The organism is Amycolatopsis sp. NPDC059027 (assembly GCF_042739735.1).
GTDB lineage: Bacteria > Actinomycetota > Actinomycetes > Mycobacteriales > Pseudonocardiaceae > Amycolatopsis.
Map to the genome: position 1 here is coordinate 87,671 of NZ_JBHYIK010000033.1, position 19,410 is coordinate 107,080.

General features: G+C 67.9%; 13 protein-coding genes. 12 read left to right on the forward strand and 1 reads right to left on the reverse strand.

Annotated elements, in window-relative coordinates; translation table 11 throughout:
- The first annotated feature begins 30 nt into the window (after window positions 1-30).
- The 10 genes from ACFWY9_RS23435 to ACFWY9_RS23480 are packed head-to-tail and all read left to right on the forward strand — an operon-like array spanning window position 31 to window position 10,417.
- Window positions 31-783, forward strand: a complete 753-nt coding sequence (locus ACFWY9_RS23435; protein ID WP_378323720.1) for an MlaE family ABC transporter permease — start codon at window positions 31-33, stop codon at window positions 781-783.
- Window positions 784-786: 3 nt separating this feature from the next.
- Window positions 787-1,623, forward strand: coding sequence for an MlaE family ABC transporter permease (locus ACFWY9_RS23440; RefSeq protein WP_378323484.1), 837 nt, complete (start codon window positions 787-789; stop codon window positions 1,621-1,623).
- Complete coding sequence (locus tag ACFWY9_RS23445) at window positions 1,620-2,954, forward strand: MCE family protein (protein WP_378323483.1); 1,335 nt, start codon at window positions 1,620-1,622, stop codon at window positions 2,952-2,954. The genes ACFWY9_RS23440 and ACFWY9_RS23445 overlap by 4 nt, the downstream gene beginning before the upstream one ends.
- The gene (locus tag ACFWY9_RS23450) at window positions 2,951-3,982 is read left to right on the forward strand and encodes an MCE family protein (protein WP_378323482.1); all 1,032 of its coding nucleotides are present in this window, start codon (window positions 2,951-2,953) and stop codon (window positions 3,980-3,982) included. Before ACFWY9_RS23445 ends, ACFWY9_RS23450 begins: the two co-directional genes overlap by 4 nt.
- Window positions 3,979-4,965, forward strand: a complete 987-nt coding sequence (locus tag ACFWY9_RS23455) for an MCE family protein (RefSeq protein ID WP_378323481.1) — start codon at window positions 3,979-3,981, stop codon at window positions 4,963-4,965. Before ACFWY9_RS23450 ends, ACFWY9_RS23455 begins: the two co-directional genes overlap by 4 nt.
- Window positions 4,962-6,146 (forward strand): MCE family protein, encoded by a 1,185-nt coding sequence (locus tag ACFWY9_RS23460; RefSeq protein ID WP_378323479.1) that lies wholly within the window; start codon window positions 4,962-4,964, stop codon window positions 6,144-6,146. The genes ACFWY9_RS23455 and ACFWY9_RS23460 overlap by 4 nt, the downstream gene beginning before the upstream one ends.
- Window positions 6,146-7,354 carry an MCE family protein gene (locus tag ACFWY9_RS23465; protein WP_378323478.1) on the forward strand — a complete coding sequence of 403 codons (1,209 nt, stop codon included), beginning with the start codon at window positions 6,146-6,148 and terminating at the stop codon, window positions 7,352-7,354. Before ACFWY9_RS23460 ends, ACFWY9_RS23465 begins: the two co-directional genes overlap by 1 nt.
- Window positions 7,354-8,619, forward strand: a complete 1,266-nt coding sequence (locus tag ACFWY9_RS23470; RefSeq protein WP_378323477.1) for an MlaD family protein — start codon at window positions 7,354-7,356, stop codon at window positions 8,617-8,619. Before ACFWY9_RS23465 ends, ACFWY9_RS23470 begins: the two co-directional genes overlap by 1 nt.
- A 36-nt stretch (window positions 8,620-8,655) precedes the next feature.
- Window positions 8,656-9,276 carry a hypothetical protein gene (locus tag ACFWY9_RS23475; RefSeq protein WP_378323476.1) on the forward strand — a complete coding sequence of 207 codons (621 nt, stop codon included), beginning with the start codon at window positions 8,656-8,658 and terminating at the stop codon, window positions 9,274-9,276.
- A gap of 22 nt (window positions 9,277-9,298) precedes the next feature.
- Window positions 9,299-10,417, forward strand: coding sequence for a hypothetical protein (locus ACFWY9_RS23480; protein ID WP_378323475.1), 1,119 nt, complete (start codon window positions 9,299-9,301; stop codon window positions 10,415-10,417).
- A gap of 55 nt (window positions 10,418-10,472) precedes the next feature.
- Here ACFWY9_RS23480 and ACFWY9_RS23485 read toward each other — a convergent pair whose 3' ends face one another.
- The gene (locus tag ACFWY9_RS23485) at window positions 10,473-11,120 is read right to left on the reverse strand and encodes a class I SAM-dependent DNA methyltransferase (RefSeq protein ID WP_378323474.1); all 648 of its coding nucleotides are present in this window, start codon (window positions 11,118-11,120) and stop codon (window positions 10,473-10,475) included.
- 720 nt (window positions 11,121-11,840) lie between these two features.
- Between ACFWY9_RS23485 and ACFWY9_RS23490 the strand changes: the two genes are divergently transcribed.
- Together ACFWY9_RS23490 and ACFWY9_RS23495 are read left to right on the forward strand one after the other, a co-directional pair.
- The gene (locus ACFWY9_RS23490; RefSeq protein ID WP_378323473.1) at window positions 11,841-15,344 is read left to right on the forward strand and encodes a DNA-directed RNA polymerase subunit beta; all 3,504 of its coding nucleotides are present in this window, start codon (window positions 11,841-11,843) and stop codon (window positions 15,342-15,344) included.
- Between the two features lie 89 nt (window positions 15,345-15,433).
- Complete coding sequence (locus ACFWY9_RS23495; RefSeq protein ID WP_378323472.1) at window positions 15,434-19,345, forward strand: DNA-directed RNA polymerase subunit beta'; 3,912 nt, start codon at window positions 15,434-15,436, stop codon at window positions 19,343-19,345.
- Window positions 19,346-19,410: the final 65 nt, after the last annotated feature.

The window sequence follows — 19,410 nt, forward strand, 5'->3', positions numbered from 1 at the left end:
GCAACACCGGCGAAGATTCCCGGTATCGGCATGCTGCGGCAGACCGGGAACCTGTTCGCTCTCGGCCTGGACATCGTCCGTGGCATTTTCCAGCGTCCGTTCCAGCTGCGTGAGTTCATCCAGCAGGCGTGGTTCATCGCCAGCGTGACGATCCTGCCGACCGCGCTCGTCGCGATCCCGTTCGGCGCGGTCATCTCGCTGCAGTTCGGCTCGCTCGCGCGTCAGCTCGGCGCGCAGTCCTACACCGGCGCCGGTTCGGTGCTCGCCACCGTGCAGCAGGCGAGCCCGCTGGTGACGGCTCTGCTCGTCGCGGGTGCGGGCGGAAGCGCTGTCTGCGCGGACATCGGCGCGCGGACGATCCGCGAGGAGATCGACGCGATGGAGGTGCTGGGCGTCTCCGCGGTCCAGCGCCTCATCGTGCCGCGCACGCTCGCGATGATGCTGGTGGCGCTGCTGCTCAACGGCATGGTCAGCGTCATCGGCGTCCTCGGCGGCTACTTCTTCAACGTCGTGCTCCAGGGCGGGACGCCGGGCGCGTACCTGGCGAGCTTCTCCGCGCTGGCCCAGCTGCCCGACCTCTGGGTCGGGGAACTCAAGGCGCTCATCTTCGGCTTCATCGCCGCGGTGGTCGCCAGCTACCGCGGGCTCCACCCCTCCGGTGGGCCGAAGGGCGTCGGGGACGCGGTGAACCAGTCGGTGGTCATCACGTTCCTGCTGCTGTTCGTCGTCAACTTCGTGATCACGCTGGTCTACCTGCAGATCGTGCCCGGAAAGCTGGACTAGCGCATGACGTTCCTCCAAGGCGCGAAACGCGTCGCCAACCGTCCTTTGCAGACGCTGGACTCGCTGGGCGACCAGATGTCGTTCTACGGCAGGGCACTGCTGTGGACGCCGAGGACGCTGCGCCGGTACACCAAGGAAGTCCTGCGGCTGCTGGCCGAAGTCAGCTTCGGGTCCGGTTCGCTCGCGGTCATCGGCGGCACGGTCGGCGTGATGGTCGGCCTGACGCTGTTCACCGGTGTGCTCGTCGGTCTCCAGGGCTACTCGGCGCTGAACTCGATCGGCACCTCGGCGTTCACCGGCTTCCTGACCGCGTTCTTCAACACCCGCGAGATCGCACCGCTGGTCGCCGGGCTCGCGCTGTCCGCGACGGTCGGTGCCGGGTTCACAGCGCAGCTGGGCGCGATGCGGATCTCCGAGGAGATCGACGCGCTCGAGGTCATGGGCGTGCCGAGCCTGCCGTACCTGGTGACGACGCGGATCATCGCCGGGTTCGTCGCGGTCATCCCGCTCTACATCATCGGCCTGCTGAGCTCGTATCTCGCGTCACGCTTGGTCGTTATCTACATCTACAACCAGTCAGCGGGAACCTACGACCATTATTTCGACCTTTTCCTACCACCACAGGACGTGCTGTATTCGTTCATCAAGGTGCTGCTGTTCAGCGTCTTGATCATCCTGTCGCACTGCTACTTCGGGTACCGGGCGACGGGCGGACCGGCCGGTGTCGGCGTCGCCGTCGGCAAGGCGGTCCGGTTGTCCATCGTCACGGTTTCGATCATGAACTTCTTCATCGGTTTCGCCATCTGGGGAACCGACGTCACGGTGAGGATCGCGGGATGAGCACCATCAGGCGCAGGCTGCTGGGTCTGCTGCTGGTCGCGGTCCTCGTCGGCGGCGTCGCGCTGAGCATCGCGCTCTACGACAAGGCGTTCACGTCCGTGGTCACGGTCAAGCTGAAGGCCGACACGGTCGGCAACCAGCTGATCGAGCAGTCCGACGTCAAGGTGCGCGGGCTGATCGTCGGCTCGGTCAAGAAGATCGACGCGACGACCGACGGCGCCGAACTGACGCTCGCGCTCAAGCCGGAGTCGGCGAAGCTGATCCCGGCGAACGTCTCGGCGCGGTTCCTGCCGAAGACGTTGTTCGGCGAGCGGTACGTGTCGCTGGAGATCCCGGACGCCCCGTCGTCGAAGACGATCGCCAGCGGCGACACGATTTCGCAGGACCGCTCGGTCACCGCGGTCGAGCTGAGCAAGGCGCTCGGTGACCTGATGCCGGTGCTGCAGGCGGTCCAGCCGCAGAAGCTGTCCAGCACGCTGACCGCGATCTCCACCGCGCTCAAGGGCCGCGGCAACGACCTCGGCGAGACGCTGTCCCAGCTGGGTGACTACATCGGACAGCTGAACCCGCACGAACCCGAGCTGCAGCACAACCTCAAGGCACTCACCGAGTTCTCCGGGCACCTCGGCAACGCGGCGCCGGATCTGGTGCAGAGCCTGGACAACCTGAGCACGACCACGAGGACGGTCGTGGACCAGCGGCAGAATCTGTCCACTTTGTACAACAGCCTCGGCCAGGCCTCGATGGACCTCCAGACGTTCCTGGAGAACAACGCCTCGAACCTGATCAGCCTGGCGAAGACCGCCCGGCCCACCGCCGAGCTGCTCGCGAAGTACTCGCCCGAGTACCCGTGCGTGATCAACGGGATGGCGGGCATCGTGCCGCTGGTCGACCAGGCGCTCGGCAAGGGCACCGGCAAGCCGGGCCTGCACGCGACGCTCGAGATCGTCGTCAACCGCGGTGCCTACAAGCCGGGCAAGGACGAGCCGCGGTTCGAGGACAAGCGCGGCCCGCGCTGCTACGACTTCAAGAATCCGCCGGACCCGTTCCCGCAGCAGCCGCCGGACGGGCCGTTCAAGGACGGCACGAGCCAGACCCCGCCGCCGCGTTCGGTCAGCGAGGGCCTCAACCCGGCGAACTTCAAGGCGGACGCCGTCGGGCTGGGCGGCGGTGGTGCCTCCGCGGGCAACCCGGCCTACACCGCCGCGGAGCACGACTTCCTGTCCCAGCTCGTCGGCCCGCAGGTCGGCATGGACGCCGCGAAGGTGCCCGGCTGGAGCTCGCTGCTGGTCGGCCCGCTCTACCGAGGGGCGGAGGTGACGGTCCAGTGAGGGGACTGCTCGCGCCGCTGATCAAGCTGGTCGTCTTCGTCGTGGTCACGGTCCTGTTCACCACGGTGCTCGGGCTGAGCATCGCGAACATGAACAACACCAGCACCAAGGCCTATCAGGCCCGCTTCGTCGACGCGACGCTGTTGCTGCCCAACGACGACGTCCGCATCGCGGGGGTCCGCGTCGGCCAGGTCAAGGACGTCAAGATCGTCGACCGGCGCCAGGCGCAGGTCGACTTCGAGGTCGACTCCGGCATCAAGCTCCCGGCCGGGGTCACCGCGCAGATCAAGTTCCGCAACCTGGTCGGCCAGCGCTACGTCTCGCTGTCGCAGGGCGGCCCGGTGGGCGGCGGGATGCTGCAGCCGGGCGGCACCATCCCGCTGGAGCGCACCACGCCGGCGCTGGACCTCACCGAGCTGTTCAACGGCTTCAAGCCGCTGTTCACCGCGCTGAACCCGGACGACATCAACAAGCTGTCCTACGAGGTCATCCAGGTCCTGCAGGGCGAGGGCGGCACGGTGGAGAGCCTGCTGCGGCACACCGCGTCGCTGGCGACCACGATCGCCGACAAGGACAAGGTGATCGGCGAGGTCATCGACAACCTCAACTCGGTGCTCGACACGGTCAACGCGCACACCCCGCAGCTCAACGACCTGATCATCAAGCTGCAGCAGCTGGTCTCCGGGCTCGCCGCCGACCGCAAGCCGATCGGGGACGCGATCGAGGGACTGGGCAACCTCGCGCAGTCGACGTCCGGGCTGCTGTCCGAGGCACGCGCGCCGCTGAAGGACGACATCGCCGCGCTGGGCACGCTCACCGACAAGCTGAACCAGAACGAGCCGCTGCTCGAACACTTCTTCCAGCTCCTGCCGAAGAAGGTCTCCGCGCTGACGCGCACCGCGGACTACGGGTCCTGGTTCAACTTCTACGCCTGTGAAGTGAAGGGAAGCGTGGCCCTGCCTCCGCTCATCAACGAGCCGATCAACGTCCCGCTCCTGCCCGCCAACCGGGCGAGGTGCCAGGGATGAAGTCGTTCCAGAAGCGCAACCCCGTCCCGATCGCCCTCGCCGGAATCGCGGTGCTGGTGCTCGGCTTCATCGCCGCGCTGAACTCCGACAGCCTGCCGCTCATCGGCGGCGGCACCACCTACAGCGCGGATTTCGCCGAGGCCGCGGGGCTGCAGAAGGACAACGACGTCCGCATCGCCGGTGTCAAGGTCGGCAAGGTGTCCGACATCAAGCTCGACGGCGCGAACGTCAAGGTGTCGTTCAAGGTCAAGGACGCCTGGATCGGCGACAAGACCAACGCGGCGATCAAGATCAAGACGGTGCTGGGCCAGAAGTACCTCGCGCTGGATCCGCAGGGCCAGGGCACGCAGAACCCGTCCGCGACGATCCCGCGGGACCGGACGATGTCGCCGTTCGACGTGCTGGACGCGTTCCGCGGCCTGTCCAGCACGGTCGACAACATCAACACCGACCAGCTGGCGAAGAGCTTCGACACCATCTCGCAGACCTTCGGCAACACCCCGCAGGACGTGAAGGGCGCGCTGACCGGGCTGTCGCGGCTGTCGGACACCATCGCCTCGCGTGATCAGCAGCTGTCGAACCTGCTCGCCAACACCCGCCAGGTGTCGCAGACGCTGGTGGACCGCGACGCCGAGGTGCAGAAGCTGCTGGGCGACGGGAACAAGCTGCTCGACGAGATCTCCCGGCGTGAGGCGGCGATTTCTTCGCTGCTGGCGGGCTCGAAGCAGCTGGCCTCTCAGCTGCAGGGCCTGATCGACGACAACGACAAGCAGCTCAACCCGGTGCTCACCCAGCTCGACCAGCTGACCTCGATGCTGCAGCGCAACCAGGACTCCCTCGCGCAGGGCATCGCGAAGTTCGCGCCGTTCATCCGGGTGTTCACCAACACGGTCGGCACCGGGCACTGGTTCGACAACTACATCTGTGGTCTGGTGCTGCCGTCGTTCGGCCCGATCAACGAAGAGGGGTGCTACGCGAAATGAGTGACACCCGCTTCGGACAGAGTCTTCTCCGCGGCTTCACCGTCGCGATCGTGCTGGCGCTCGTGGTGGCCGGCGCGCTGTGGTGGACGCTCAAGGACGCCGGGCGCAACCACCTGACCGCCTACTTCGCCGGCGCCGTCGGTCTCTACGAGGGCAACAGCGTCAAGATGCTCGGCGTCGACGTCGGCACGGTGACGAAGATCCAGCCGATGGGCAACCAGGTCAAGGTCGACCTCCAGTACGACCGGTCGGTCCCGGTGCCCGCCGACGCGAAGGCGCTGATCGTGTCGCCGTCGCTGGTGAGCGACCGGTACATCCAGCTCGCCCCGGCCTACACCGGCGGCCCGCGCATCAACGACGGCACGGTCATCCCGCTCAACCGCACCGAGGTCCCCCTGGAAGTCGACCAGCTCGCCGCGAGTCTGTCCAAGGTCAGCAAGTCGCTCGGCCCGAACGGCGCGAACAAGACCGGGTCGCTGTCGAACCTGCTGGACACCGCGGCGAAGAACGTCGACGGCAACGGCCAGGCGCTGCACGACACGATCACCAAGCTCGGCCAGGCCGCCGGGACGCTGCAGGGCAACTCCGGCGACCTGTTCAAGACCGTCGAGAACCTCGGCCAGTTCTCGCAGACACTGGTCAACAGCGACGGCCAGGTCCGCCAGTTCGAGCGGCAGCTGGCCGACGTCAGCGGCTACCTGGCGGGGGAGAAGGACAATCTCGCCGCCACGGTCCGCCAGCTCGGCACCACGCTGACCTCGGTACAGGCGTTCATCGAGCAGAACCGCGGCCGGGTCAAGTCCAATGTGGACAAACTGGCGAGCGTGACCAAGGTGCTGGTGGACCAGCGCAGCGCGCTCGCCGAGACCCTCGACGTCGCGCCGCTCGGCCTGTCCAACCTGGTCAACACCTACAACGGCTCCTCGGGCACGCTCGACGCGCGGCCGCTGCTCAACGAGCTGACCCAGCCGCCGCTGGTGATGGTGTGCAACCTGCTCAAGCAGACGCCCGCCGCGCTGGACGCGCTCGGTGACGCGTGCAAGTCGATCGCCGGGGTGGTCGACGGCCTCGTGCCGTTGCCCTCGATCGCCCAGGTGATCCACTCGCTGCAGAACGGCCAGCTCCCGCCGCTGCCGCTCCCGATCGCCGGGCAGCTCTACGGTTCCCCGGGGGGCAAGTGATGCGACGCTCTCGCCTTTTGACCGCTGGTGTCCTCGCCACCGTCTCCGCGCTGACGCTGAGCGGCTGCGCGTTCAACGGCATCTACGACCTGCCGCTGCCCGGTGGCGCCGACGTCGGCAACCACCCATACACGGTCAAGATCGACTTCCGTGACGTCCTCGACCTCGTCCCGCAGTCCGGGGTGAAGGTCAACGACGTGCCGGTGGGGCGGGTCGAGTCGATCGGGCTGACGCCGGACGGCTGGCACGCCCAGGTCACCGTGAAGGTCAACGGCGACGTCAAGCTGCCGGCGAACGCGATGGCGGGCGTCCGCCAGTCGAGCCTGCTCGGCGAGAAGTACGTGTCGCTCTCCTCGCCCGGCGAGGGCGCGACCGGGAAGCTCGCCGACGGCGCGACGATCCCGCTGGAGCGCACCGGCCGCGACGTCGAGGTCGAAGAGGTCCTCGGCGCGTTGTCGATGCTTCTCAACGGCGGTGGGGTGGCGCAGCTGAACACCATCACCAAGGAGCTCACCAACGTCACGGCCGGACGGGAACCGGAGATCAAGGCGCTGCTGCACAACGCCGACGAGCTGGTGTCCAATTTGGACCGCCAGTCGGCGAACATCACGCGGGCCATCGACGGGCTGAACCGGCTTTCGAGCACGTTGCGCGGGCAGAAGGACAAGCTCGTCGGCGCGGTCGACAACCTCGGGCCGGGGCTCGGCGTGCTGGAACAGCAGCGCGGTCAGCTGGTGAACATGCTCAACGCGCTCAACAACCTCTCCGGCGTCGCGACCGACACGGTGAACAAGAGCCAGGCGAACCTCGTCGCCGACCTCAAGGCGCTGACCCCGACGCTGCAGAAGCTCGGCGAGGCGGGTGCCAACCTGCCGAAGGCGCTGCAGCTGATGCTGACGTTCCCATTCAGCGATCAGGCCGTCGAGGACGTCAAGGGCGACTACTTCAACCTGTTCCTGAAGGTCGACCTGAACCTGAAGGACATCATGGACAACCTGGGCCGCAGCAGGCAGAACCCGCTGAAGGACCTGGTGCCGGTGCCGGGGCTGACCGGTGGTGTCCCCGGCACGCCGGCGAACCAGCCGCCGCCGCTGCCGATCCCCGGTGAGCAGGGGAGCCAGTCCGCCCCGGCGGGCGGCGGGCAGCCGTCGCCGCAGCAGACGGGCGTCGCCGGGATCTTCGGCCTGCTGTCGGGAGGTGCGGGCTGATGCTGATCCGCAGGACGAAGATCCAGCTGGTGGCCTTCGCGGTCATCTCGATCGTCGCCATCGTGTACGCGCTGATCCGCTTCGCCGGGCTGGGCCAGGTGTTCGGGCAGAGCGGGTACACGGTGAAGCTCGAACTCAACGAGTCCGGGGGCATCTTCAGCAACGCCGAGGTGACCTACCGCGGCTTCAACGTCGGCCGCGTCGGCGAACTCCGGCTGACCAAGACCGGGCTGGAAGCGGACCTCAACATCGACCCGTCGGCCCCGCAGATCCCCAGCGACCTGAAGGCCGTCGTGGCGAACCGGTCCGCGGTCGGCGAGCAGTACGTCGACCTGCAGCCCGCCGCCGACAAGGGCCCGTATCTCGCCTCGGGCACCGTCATCCCGGCGGCGAAGACGAAGGTCCCGGTCAGCACCAACGAGCTGATCGGCGACCTCGACTCGCTCGCGACCTCGGTGCCGACCGATTCGCTGCGCACCGTCGTCGACGAGTCGTACAACGCCTTCTCCGGCACCGGTCCGGACCTGCAACGGCTGATGGACACCGCGCGCGGCTTCACCTCCACCGCGCAGAAGTACCTGCCGCAGACCGTGCAGCTGCTCCAGGCGGGCGGCAAGGTGCTGGACACGCAGAACGCCGAGGCGAGCTCGATGGCGTCGTTCAGCAAGAGCCTCAACGAGCTCACCGGCACGCTGAAGAACTCCGACGGCGATCTGCGCAAGCTCATCGGCATCACCCCGCAGGTGGCCAACCAGGTCAGCCAGGTCCTCGCCGAGTCCGGCCCGGGGCTGGGCGCGCTGACGGCGAACCTGCTCACGACGTCGAACCTGCTCTCGACCCGGCTCGACGGGGTCGAACAGGTCCTCGTGACCTACCCGGCGCTGGTCGGCGCGGCCCGCAGTGTCGCGCCCGGCGACGGCACCGCGCACCTCGGGCTGGTGCTGAACCTGTTCGACCCGCCCGCGTGCACCAAGGGCTATCTGCCCTACAAGGACTACCGGCCCGGTTCGGACCTGACGCCGCGGCCGGGGGCCGAGAACGCGTACTGCGCGGAGCCCAAGGGCAGCCCGATCAACGTGCGTGGTTCGCAGAACGCGCCGTACAACGGGGTGCCGGTGGTGCCGTCGGACGCCGACATCAAGGCGAACGCCAACCGGCCCGACCAGGAGCTGGCCGACCAGCGCAACGCCCAGGTGCCGGGCGTCGTCGGGAGCCCCGGTGTCAGCCTCAACAACCTGGCTTCGCTGCTGGGTGTGGGTGCCTGACAGCGATTTGATGACCGCTACCTACGCTGGAGTGTTATGAGTGTGGACGAACCTTCGGACGTGACCGCCGGGACCGACCCCTACGGCGCCGCGCCCGAACCGGTCGCCACCGCCGTCCCCGCCGCGACCCCGGCCGGGAGGTGGCAGCTCCCGCGGCTGCTGATGGTGATCGCGGCGGCGTTCGCGCTGGCCGCGCTGATCGTGGCGGCCGCGTTCGGCGTCCGGTGGTGGCTCGTCGCCTCCGGCGACAACGCCGGCCTGGCCAGCTCCAGAGACGCCGTCGTCCGTGCCGGTGCCACCGCGATCAAGGCCTACACCGAGGTCGACTACCAGAACCTGGACAACTTCTTCAACCAGCAGAAGGCCGTCTCCAGCGACGAGATGGCCAAGCAGCTGTCCCAGCTGGAGCCGACCTACCGCAAGGCGCTCACGGAAGCGAAGACCAAGGTCAGCACGACCGTGCAGGACATCGGTGTGGAGGAACTGGACGACCACCAGGGCAAGGCCAGCTTCCTCGCCGCCATCAGCACCCAGGTCACCCAGGGTGACAAGTCCAGCGCGAAGGCCCTGCGGCTCGAGGTCTCGATGACCAGGGTCGGCCAGGACTGGAAGCTGTCCGGTATCGACAACGTGCCGCTCGTCGCCGCCGGTCAGTAGCCGCACCAGAACGGAGCCTGTTTTGCCCCCCTCTCGTCGTCAGCCCCGCTCGACCCCGCCGGCCCGCCGGCCGCGTGTCGCGGGCCTGCGCAAGCCTTCCCCCGGCCCGTCCGCTCCGCCCTCGCCCGCCACCGAAGAGGAGACGACCTCCGCGGCGACGCGGCCTCGTCCGACGCCCCGTCCCTCGGCCGCGTCGCCCTCCGAGGAGCCGCGGTTCCCGGACGCTGGTGTCCCCGCGACGACCGGGCTGTCCGACAGCGCCTCCGCCGATACTGCCGACGCCGCAGCCGAGGCGGACGCGGCGTCGTCGTCGGAGGCCGAGACGGCGCGGATCGCGGCCGATCCGATCACTGGTGAGCCGGAGAGCACCGCTCCGGAAACCGACGAGCCGGAGACTTCTTCGGCGGAAATGGCTGAGCCGGAGACCAGTGAGCTTCCGGTCGAGGACGCGAAGCCGAGCCCGCGGCGGAAGGCCCGTGACGAGTGGCGGTCCAAGCCGGTCGACGTCGAGGAGGCCGAGGCGGAGGCCGCCGGGAAGCCCGCGTACGCGGCGAGCGCACCCTCGAAGCCGGGCGTGCCCTGGGGCTACCTGGTGGCCGGGATCCTGTTCGTGGTCGGGCTGCTGTTCACGGCCGGTGCGGTGATCTTCGTGCTCAAGGGCAACGAGGCGGCCGACTCCACGAGCAACACCGCGCTGCTCGACGTCGCGAAGACCGCGCAGGTCAAGGACCAGATGTCGAAGGCGACCGAGGCGCTGTTCTCCTACGACTACAACAACATCAAGAAGACCGAGGACGCGGCGAACGACCTGCTGGCCAACGACGAGGTCCGCGGGAAGTACAACGCGTTGATGGGCGAGGTGAAACGGCTCGCGCCGCAGCAGAAGATGGTCGTGACGGCCAAGGTCACCCGCAGCGCGGTGATCATGCTGAACGGCGATCTGGCGAAGGTGATCCTCTTCGTCGACCAGACCTCGACGCGGGCGGACACGAAGAAGACCACCGCGGGCAGCGCGCAGCTGCACGTCAACGCCCAGCTGCAGGGTGACAAGTGGAAGGTCACCGACATGGACACCTACCAGGCGCCCCAGCCGCCACAGCAGTCCGCGCCGCCTTCCTCCCCGGCGCCGCCAAGCAAGTAACCCGCACCCGGGGCCACCGCATTGTCCTTTGTGGACTGCGGTGGCCGAGGGGCGGTCAGGACTTCGGGGGTTTGCGGACCAGCAGCTGGGCCTGCTGGAACCGCCGCTCGTTCTCGTAGGGCTCGCGCAGCATCCGGGAGACCTCGACGAACCCGGACTGGCGCAGGAGGTCCATGAGGCTGTCGGGCGACCACCGGTAGGCGAGCGTGACCTTGTGGTCGAATTCCTCCGGCACCGGGTCGTCCCCGGCGAAGAAGCCGAGCATGAGGTGGCCGCCCGGTGCCAGCACCCGGTGGAACTCGGTGAACACGGTGGGCAGGAGCCGTGGCGGGGTGTGAATGACGGAGTAGAACGCGAGAATCCCGCCGAGCACCTCGTCGGCGAGGTCCAGCGCGGTCATCGAACCCTCGTCGAACCGCAGGTCCGGATGGGCCCTGCGGGCCAGCGCGATCATTTCCGCGGACAGGTCGACGCCGAAGGCGGTCAGCCCGAGTGTGTGCAGGTGGGCGGTCACGTGGCCGGGGCCGCAGCCGAGGTCGGCCACCGGCCCGGCGTCGTGGGCCCGTACGAGCTCCGCGAACGCGGCCAGCATCGCGCGTTCCATCGGCAAGGTCTCGAGCACGTTGCTGAACGTCTCGGCGTAGAGGGACGCGACGGCGTCGTAGGCGGCCCTGGTGTCGCTCAGGACGGTGGATTCGGTCACGGCGGAACCCTACGGCGCCGGTGCCGTCCGTGTCCGGCGGTCGCGGAGTGCCGAGGGACGCCTTCGGTGTGCTCGAAGCACCGAGGGACGCCCTCGTCGCGTCAGGAGTGCCGAAGGGCCCCTTCGCCGCGGCCAACGCACCGAGGGCGTCCTTCAGCGCATCCGGCGGCTTCCACGGGCCCCGGAACCCGGGCCCGGAGGAACCTCGATGTGCCGCGAGAGCGGAGAAATTCCCTGCCGGGCATCTCCGGCGCCGCGTCGGTCGAGTGGGCTTCGACATACTTCCCGGGGGCACGAAACCCCAGGTAGAGTGCCCGAGGTGGCGCTACCGGCCGGTAACCAGGATGATATTGGGCCGCTCACGCTCCGCTGGCCCTCTCCCACGCTGCGCCAACCGGCGGGACCATGGCGTGGCATCTTGACTCCGGGCCCCGGTGGGTTCACGCTTACTTCCGACAGCGACACCGGAAGCCCTTGCGGGAGGGACGACCGGCACGCTGGGAGGCATGCCTGAAGGCGTTGCGGTGTGGGCTGGGCCCCGTCTGGAGAGCCCCCTGGACAGGCAGCGACGTCCGGGCTAAACTGTCTCTTTGCGCTGCCCTCTTTCAGGCTGCCCGGAGCCGGTAGTTAGGATAGTGGGCACACGGCACACCCTTGACAGTCACCGATAGCTGTTGCTATGGCGGCTGCCACCGCTCATTGTCCCCGGAAGGACGCATCTTGGCAGTCTCTCCCGCGAACCAGGCCACTGCTGCGACCACCTCGGCTGTAACTCGCTCGGAGTCCACGGGAATCCCCGGCGCGCCCAAGCGGGTCTCCTTCGCAAAGATTCGCGAGCCCCTCACTACGCCCAACCTGCTCGACGTCCAGATCCAGTCGTTCCAGTGGTTCACCGGTGACGAAGCGTGGTACGAGCGTCGGGTCGAGGCTGGCGAGGAAAACCCGATCGGCGGTCTCGAGGAGGTCCTCAACGAGATCTCGCCGATCGAGGACTTCTCGGGTTCCATGTCCCTGTCCTTCTCCGACCCGCGCTTCGACGAGGTCAAGGCCTCCATCGAGGAGTGCAAGGACAAGGACATGACGTACGCCGCCCCGCTGTTCGTCACGGCGGAGTTCGTCAACAACAACACGGGTGAGATCAAGAGCCAGACGGTCTTCCTCGGCGACTTCCCGGTGATGACCGACAAGGGCACGTTCGTCATCAACGGCACCGAGCGTGTCGTGGTGTCGCAGCTGGTCCGCTCCCCGGGCGTGTACTTCAACCGCAACGTCGACAAGACGACCGACAAGGACGTGTTCGACGTCCGGGTCATCCCGAGCCGCGGTGCCTGGCTGGAGTTCGACGTCGACAAGCGCGACACCGTCGGCGTCCGCATCGACCGCAAGCGCCGCCAGCCGGTGACCGTGCTGCTGAAGGCGCTCGGCTGGACGACCGAGGCGATCCGCGAGCGCTTCTCCTTCTCCGAGACGCTGCTGGCCACCCTCGAGAAGGACCACACCGCGGGGACCGACGAGGCGCTGCTCGACATCTACCGCAAGCTGCGCCCGGGCGAGCCGCCGACGAAGGAGAGCGCGCAGACCCTGCTGGAGAACCTGTTCTTCAAGGCGAAGCGCTACGACCTGGCCAAGGTCGGCCGGTACAAGCTGAACAAGAAGCTCGGCCTGAACACGCCGCACGGCACCGGGACGCTGACCGAAGAGGACATCGTCACGATCATCGAGTACCTGGTCCGGCTGCACGCCGGCGAGGAGAAGATGACCGCGTCGACCGGCGAGGAGATCCCGGTCGAGACCGACGACATCGACCACTTCGGCAACCGTCGCATCCGCACCGTCGGCGAGCTGATCCAGAACCAGATCCGCGTCGGCCTGTCCCGCACCGAGCGCGTCGTCCGCGAGCGCATGACCACGCAGGACGTCGAGGCGATCACGCCGCAGACCCTGATCAACATCCGCCCGATCGGCGCGGCGATCAAGGAGTTCTTCGGTACCTCGCAGCTGTCGCAGTTCATGCAGCAGACCAACCCGATCGACGGCCTGACCCACAAGCGCCGCCTGAACGCCCTCGGGCCCGGTGGTCTGTCCCGTGAGCGCGCCGGCATGGAGGTCCGCGACGTCCACCCGTCGCACTACGGCCGGATGTGCCCGATCGAGACGCCGGAAGGCCCGAACATCGGCCTGATCGGCTCGCTGTGCTCCTACGCGCGGGTCAACCCGTTCGGCTTCATCGAGACGCCGTACCGCAAGGTCGTCGAGGGCCGGGTCACCGACCAGGTCGACTACCTGACCGCGGACGAGGAAGACCGCTACGTCAAGGCGCAGGCGAACGCGCCGATCGACGACGACGGCCACTTCCTCGAGGACCGCGTCCTGGTCCGCCGGAAGGGCGGCGAGGTCGAGCTGATCGACCCGATGGACGTCGACTACATGGACGTCTCGCCGCGGCAGATGGTCTCGATCGCGACCGCGATGATCCCGTTCCTCGAGCACGACGACGCGAACCGCGCGCTGATGGGCGCGAACATGCAGCGTCAGGCGGTGCCGCTGCTGCGCAGCCAGGCGCCGTACGTCGGCACCGGCGTGGAGCTGCGGGCCGCGATCGACTCCGGCGACATGCTGGTCGCCGAGCAGTCGGGTGTGGTCGAGGAGCTGTCGGCCGATCTGATCACGGTCATGCACGACGACGGGACGCGGAAGAGCTACAGCCTCTACAAGTTCCGCCGCTCGAACCACGGCACCTGCTTCAACCACCGCCCGATCGTCAACGAGGGCGACCGGGTCGAGCAGGGCCAGGTCATCGCCGACGGCCCGTCCACCGAGAACGGTGAGGTCGCGCTCGGCAAGAACCTGCTCGTGGCGGTCATGCCGTGGGAGGGCCACAACTACGAGGACGCGATCATCCTCTCCGAGCGCATGGTGCAGGACGACGTGCTCACCTCGATCCACATCGAGGAGCACGAGATCGACGCCCGCGACACCAAGCTCGGCGCCGAGGAGATCACCCGGGACATCCCGAACGTCTCCGAGGAGGTCCTGGCCGACCTCGACGAGCGCGGCATCATCCGTATCGGTGCCGAGGTCCGCGACGGCGACATCCTGGTCGGGAAGGTCACGCCGAAGGGCGAGACCGAGCTGACCCCGGAGGAGCGCCTGCTCCGCGCGATCTTCGGCGAGAAGGCCCGCGAGGTCCGCGACACCTCCCTGAAGGTGCCGCACGGCGAGACCGGCAAGGTCATCGGCATCCGGGTGTTCTCCCGCGAGGACGACGACGAGCTGCCCCCCGGCGTCAACGAGCTGGTCCGCGTCTACGTGGCCCAGAAGCGCAAGATCCAGCCGGGCGACAAGCTCGCCGGCCGGCACGGGAACAAGGGTGTCATCGGCAAGATCCTGCCGGTCGAGGACATGCCGTTCATGGAGGACGGCACCCCGGTCGACATCATCCTGAACACCCACGGTGTGCCGCGACGGATGAACATCGGCCAGATCCTGGAGCTGCACCTCGGCTGGCTGGCCTCGCAGGGCTGGAAGATCGAGGGCGGCCCGGACTGGGCGAAGAACCTCAACGAGGAGCTCTACGACGTCGAGCCCGGCACGAACACCGCGACCCCGGTGTTCGACGGTGCGAAGGAAGAGGAGCTGACCGGGCTGCTCGGGGCGACCAGGCCGAACCGCGACGGTGAGCGCATGGTCAAGGAGAACGGCAAGGCGACGCTGTTCGACGGCCGCTCCGGCGAGCCGTACCCGTACCCGGTTTCGGTCGGCTACATGTACATCCTGAAGCTGCACCACCTGGTCGACGACAAGATCCACGCCCGCTCCACCGGCCCGTACTCGATGATCACGCAGCAGCCGCTGGGTGGTAAGGCGCAGTTCGGTGGCCAGCGCTTCGGTGAGATGGAGTGCTGGGCGATGCAGGCGTACGGCGCGGCCTACACGCTGCAGGAGCTGTTGACGATCAAGTCGGACGACGTGGTCGGCCGCGTCAAGGTGTACGAGGCGATCGTCAAGGGGGAGAACATCCCCGAGCCGGGCATCCCGGAGTCGTTCAAGGTGCTCCTCAAGGAGCTCCAGTCGCTGTGCCTCAACGTCGAGGTGCTCTCCAGCGACGGCGCGGCCATCGAGATGCGCGACTCCGACGACGAGGACCTCGAGCGCGCCGCGGCGAACCTCGGCATCAACCTGTCCCGCAACGAGTCGCCCTCGGTGGACGACGTCGTGCACTGACCGGTGCCGGGCGGGGACCGGCCTCCCGCAGGTCCCCGCCCCACCGCCGACCCCTCTTAGTCGAAACAACCCCAAGGGGATGCAAAGACGTGCTGGACGTCAACTTCTTCGATGAGCTCCGCATCGGCCTCGCTACCGCCGACGACATCCGTCAGTGGTCCTACGGCGAGGTGAAGAAGCCGGAGACCATCAACTACCGGACGCTCAAGCCCGAGAAGGACGGCCTCTTCTGCGAGAAGATCTTCGGCCCGACCCGGGACTGGGAGTGCTACTGCGGTAAGTACAAGCGGGTCCGCTTCAAGGGCATCATCTGCGAGCGCTGCGGCGTCGAGGTGACCCGTGCCAAGGTGCGCCGTGAGCGGATGGGCCACATCGAGCTGGCCGCCCCGGTCACCCACATCTGGTACTTCAAGGGTGTTCCCTCGCGCCTGGGCTACCTGCTCGACCTGGCGCCCAAGGACCTCGAGAAGATCATCTACTTCGCGGCCTACGTCATCACCGGCGTCAACACCGAGCTGCGGCACAACGACCTGCCGACCCTCGAGAACGAGATCGGCGTCGAGAAGAAGAACCTCGAGACCAAGCGCGACGCCGACATCGAGGCCCGCGCCCAGAAGCTCGAGGCCGACCTCGCCGAGCTGGAGGCCGAGGGCGCCAAGTCCGACGTCCGCCGCAAGGTCAAGGAGGGCGGCGAGCGCGAGATGCGCCAGCTCCGTGACCGCGCCGGTCGCGAGCTGGACCGTCTCGACGAGGTCTGGAGCACCTTCACCAAGCTCGAGCCGCGTCAGCTGATCGCCGACGAGCTGCTCTACCGCGAGCTGATCGACCGCTACGGCGAGTACTTCACCGGCGGCATGGGCGCGGAGGCCATCCAGAAGCTGGCCACCGAGTTCGACGTCAACGCCGAGGCCGAGAGCCTGCGCGACACCATCCGCAACGGCAAGGGGCAGAAGAAGCTCCGCGCGCTGAAGCGGCTCAAGGTCGTCGCGGCCTTCCAGGCCACCGGCAACGACCCGCGCGGCATGGTGCTCGACGCCGTCCCGGTGATCCCGCCGGACCTGCGCCCGATGGTCCAGCTCGACGGTGGCCGTTTCGCCACCTCCGACCTGAACGACCTCTACCGCCGGGTCATCAACCGGAACAACCGGTTGAAGCGGCTCATCGACCTCGGCGCGCCCGAGATCATCGTGAACAACGAGAAGCGGATGCTGCAGGAGGCCGTCGACGCGCTGTTCGACAACGGCCGCCGCGGCCGCCCGGTGACCGGTCCCGGTAACCGTCCGCTGAAGTCGCTGTCCGATCTGCTCAAGGGCAAGCAGGGCCGGTTCCGCCAGAACCTGCTCGGCAAGCGTGTCGACTACTCCGGCCGTTCGGTCATCATCGTCGGCCCGCAGCTGAAGCTGCACCAGTGCGGTCTGCCGAAGGACATGGCGCTCGAGCTGTTCAAGCCGTTCGTCATGAAGCGGCTGGTCGACCTGAACCACGCGCAGAACATCAAGTCCGCCAAGCGGATGGTGGAGCGCTCGCGGCCGCAGGTGTGGGACGTGCTGGAAGAGGTCATCACCGGCCACCCGGTGATGCTCAACCGTGCGCCGACCCTGCACCGCCTCGGTATCCAGGCCTTCGAGCCGCAGCTGGTCGAGGGCAAGGCCATCCAGCTGCACCCGCTGGTCTGTGAGGCGTTCAACGCGGACTTCGACGGTGACCAGATGGCGGTGCACCTGCCGCTGTCGGCCGAGGCGCAGGCCGAGGCCCGGATCCTGATGCTGTCGGCGAACAACATCCTGTCGCCGGCGTCGGGCCGTCCGCTCGCCATGCCGCGGCTGGACATGGTCACCGGCCTGTTCCACCTGACCCGGTTGAACGAGAAGGCCGACGGCGCGGGTCAGGCGTACTCCTCGCCCGCCGAGGCGATCATGGCCTTCGACCGTAAGGCGCTGAGCCTGCACGCCCCGATCAAGATCCGCATCACCGACCGTCAGCCCGCCAAGGCCGACGAGGCGCGGCTGGCGGAGAACGGCTGGGAGCCGGGCAAGACCTGGCTGGCCGAGACCACCCTGGGCCGCGTGCTGTTCAACGAGCTGCTGCCGGCGGACTACCCGTTCATCAACGAGCCGATGCCGAAGAAGCGTCAGGCCGCGATCGTGAACGACCTCGCCGAGCGGTACTCGATGACCCAGGTCGCGCAGACCCTGGACCGCCTGAAGGACGCCGGGTTCTACTGGGCGACCCGTTCCGGCGTCACGGTGGCGATCTCCGACGTCCTGGTGCCGGAGGGCAAGAAGGCCATCCTCGACGAGTACGAGGGCAAGGCCGACCAGGTCGAGAAGCGCTACCAGCGTGGTCAGCTGTCGCACACCGAGCGCAACAACGAGCTCGTCAAGGTGTGGACGCAGGCCACCGAAGAGGTCCACAAGATCATGGAGACGGCGCTGCCGGACGACAACCCGATCGCCATGATCGTGAAGTCCGGCGCGGCGGGGAACATGACGCAGGTCCGGTCGCTGGCCGGGATGCGTGGTCTGGTGTCGAACCCGAAGGGTGAGTACATCCCGCGCCCGATCAAGGCCAACTTCCGTGAGGGCTTGTCGGTGGCGGAGTACTTCATCGCGACGCACGGTGCCCGGAAGGGTCTGGCGGACACGGCGCTCCGTACCGCCGACTCGGGTTACCTGACCCGTCGTCTGGTGGACGTCTCGCAGGACGTCATCGTCCGCGAGATCGACTGTGGCACCACCCGCGGCATCAACATGCCGATCGGCGAGGACATCGGCGACGGCAAGGTCCTGCGTGACCAGCACGTCGAGACCAGCGTGTACGCGCGGAACCTCGCGACGGACGCGGTGGACGCCAAGGGCAACGTCGTGCTCAACGCCGGCGACGACCTGGGCGACCCGGCCATCGAGAAGCTGCTCGGCAGCGGCATCTCGAAGGTCAAGGTCCGCTCGGTGCTGACCTGCGAGTCGGCCGTCGGTATCTGCGCGACCTGCTACGGCCGCTCGATGGCGACCGGTCAGCTCGTCGACGTCGGCGAGGCGGTGGGTATCGTCGCCGCCCAGTCGATCGGTGAGCCGGGTACGCAGCTGACGATGCGTACGTTCCACCAGGGTGGTGTCGCCGGTGACGACATCACGACCGGTCTGCCGCGTGTCCAGGAGCTGTTCGAGGCCCGCGTCCCGAAGGGCAAGGCGCCCATCGCCGACGTCGACGGCCGCGTGCGGATCGAGGAGAGCGAGCGGTTCTGGAAGATCACCCTCATCCCGGACGACGGGGGCGAGGAGATCGTCTTCGACAAGCTGTCCAAGCGGCAGCGGCTCGCGAACACCCCGAACGGCCCGCTGGGCGACGGCGACCACGTGAACGTCGGCCAGCAGCTGCTCGAAGGCACGCCGGATCCGCACGAGGTCCTGCGGGTCATGGGGCCGCGCGAGGCGCAGATGCACCTGGTGGACGAGGTCCAGAAGGTGTACCGGGCGCAGGGTGTGTCGATCCACGACAAGCACATCGAGGTCATCGTCCGGCAGATGCTGCGCCGCGTGACGATCATCGACTCCGGTGCCACGGACTTCCTGCCGGGCGAGCTGCCCGAGCGGACCAGGTTCGAGGCGACCAACCGGGCCGCGGTCAACGACGGTGGCGAGCCCGCTTCGGGCCGTCCGGTGCTGATGGGTATCACGAAGGCCTCGCTGACCACGGACTCGTGGCTGTCGGCGGCGTCGTTCCAGGAGACCACGCGCGTCCTGACCGACGCGGCCATCAACGGCCGCTCGGACAAGCTCGTCGGCCTCAAGGAGAACGTGATCATCGGTAAGCTGATCCCGGCCGGTACCGGGATCAACAAGTACCGCAACATCCAGGTGCAGCCGACCGAGGAGGCGCGGGTCGCCGCTTACGCGATCCCGTCCTACGACGACGGCTACTACACCCCGGATGTGTTCGGCTCCTCGCCGGGCGCCGCGGTGCCGCTGGACGACTACGACTTCGGCCGCGACTTCCGCTGATCCACCCTTTCGAAGAGCCCCCGGCACACCCCCGGGGGGCGTAGCGTTTTCGGGGGAAGTCAAGG

Coding starts and splice junctions, on each gene's coding strand:
- ACFWY9_RS23455 (WP_378323481.1), top strand. CDS start 3,979: ATGAAGTCGTTCCAGAAGCGCAACCCCGTCCCGATCGCCCTCGCCGGA.
- ACFWY9_RS23435 (WP_378323720.1), top strand. CDS start 31: ATGCTGCGGCAGACCGGGAACCTGTTCGCTCTCGGCCTGGACATCGTC.
- ACFWY9_RS23475 (WP_378323476.1), top strand. CDS start 8,656: ATGAGTGTGGACGAACCTTCGGACGTGACCGCCGGGACCGACCCCTAC.
- ACFWY9_RS23470 (WP_378323477.1), top strand. CDS start 7,354: ATGCTGATCCGCAGGACGAAGATCCAGCTGGTGGCCTTCGCGGTCATC.
- ACFWY9_RS23460 (WP_378323479.1), top strand. CDS start 4,962: ATGAGTGACACCCGCTTCGGACAGAGTCTTCTCCGCGGCTTCACCGTC.
- ACFWY9_RS23445 (WP_378323483.1), top strand. CDS start 1,620: ATGAGCACCATCAGGCGCAGGCTGCTGGGTCTGCTGCTGGTCGCGGTC.
- ACFWY9_RS23440 (WP_378323484.1), top strand. CDS start 787: ATGACGTTCCTCCAAGGCGCGAAACGCGTCGCCAACCGTCCTTTGCAG.
- ACFWY9_RS23465 (WP_378323478.1), top strand. CDS start 6,146: ATGCGACGCTCTCGCCTTTTGACCGCTGGTGTCCTCGCCACCGTCTCC.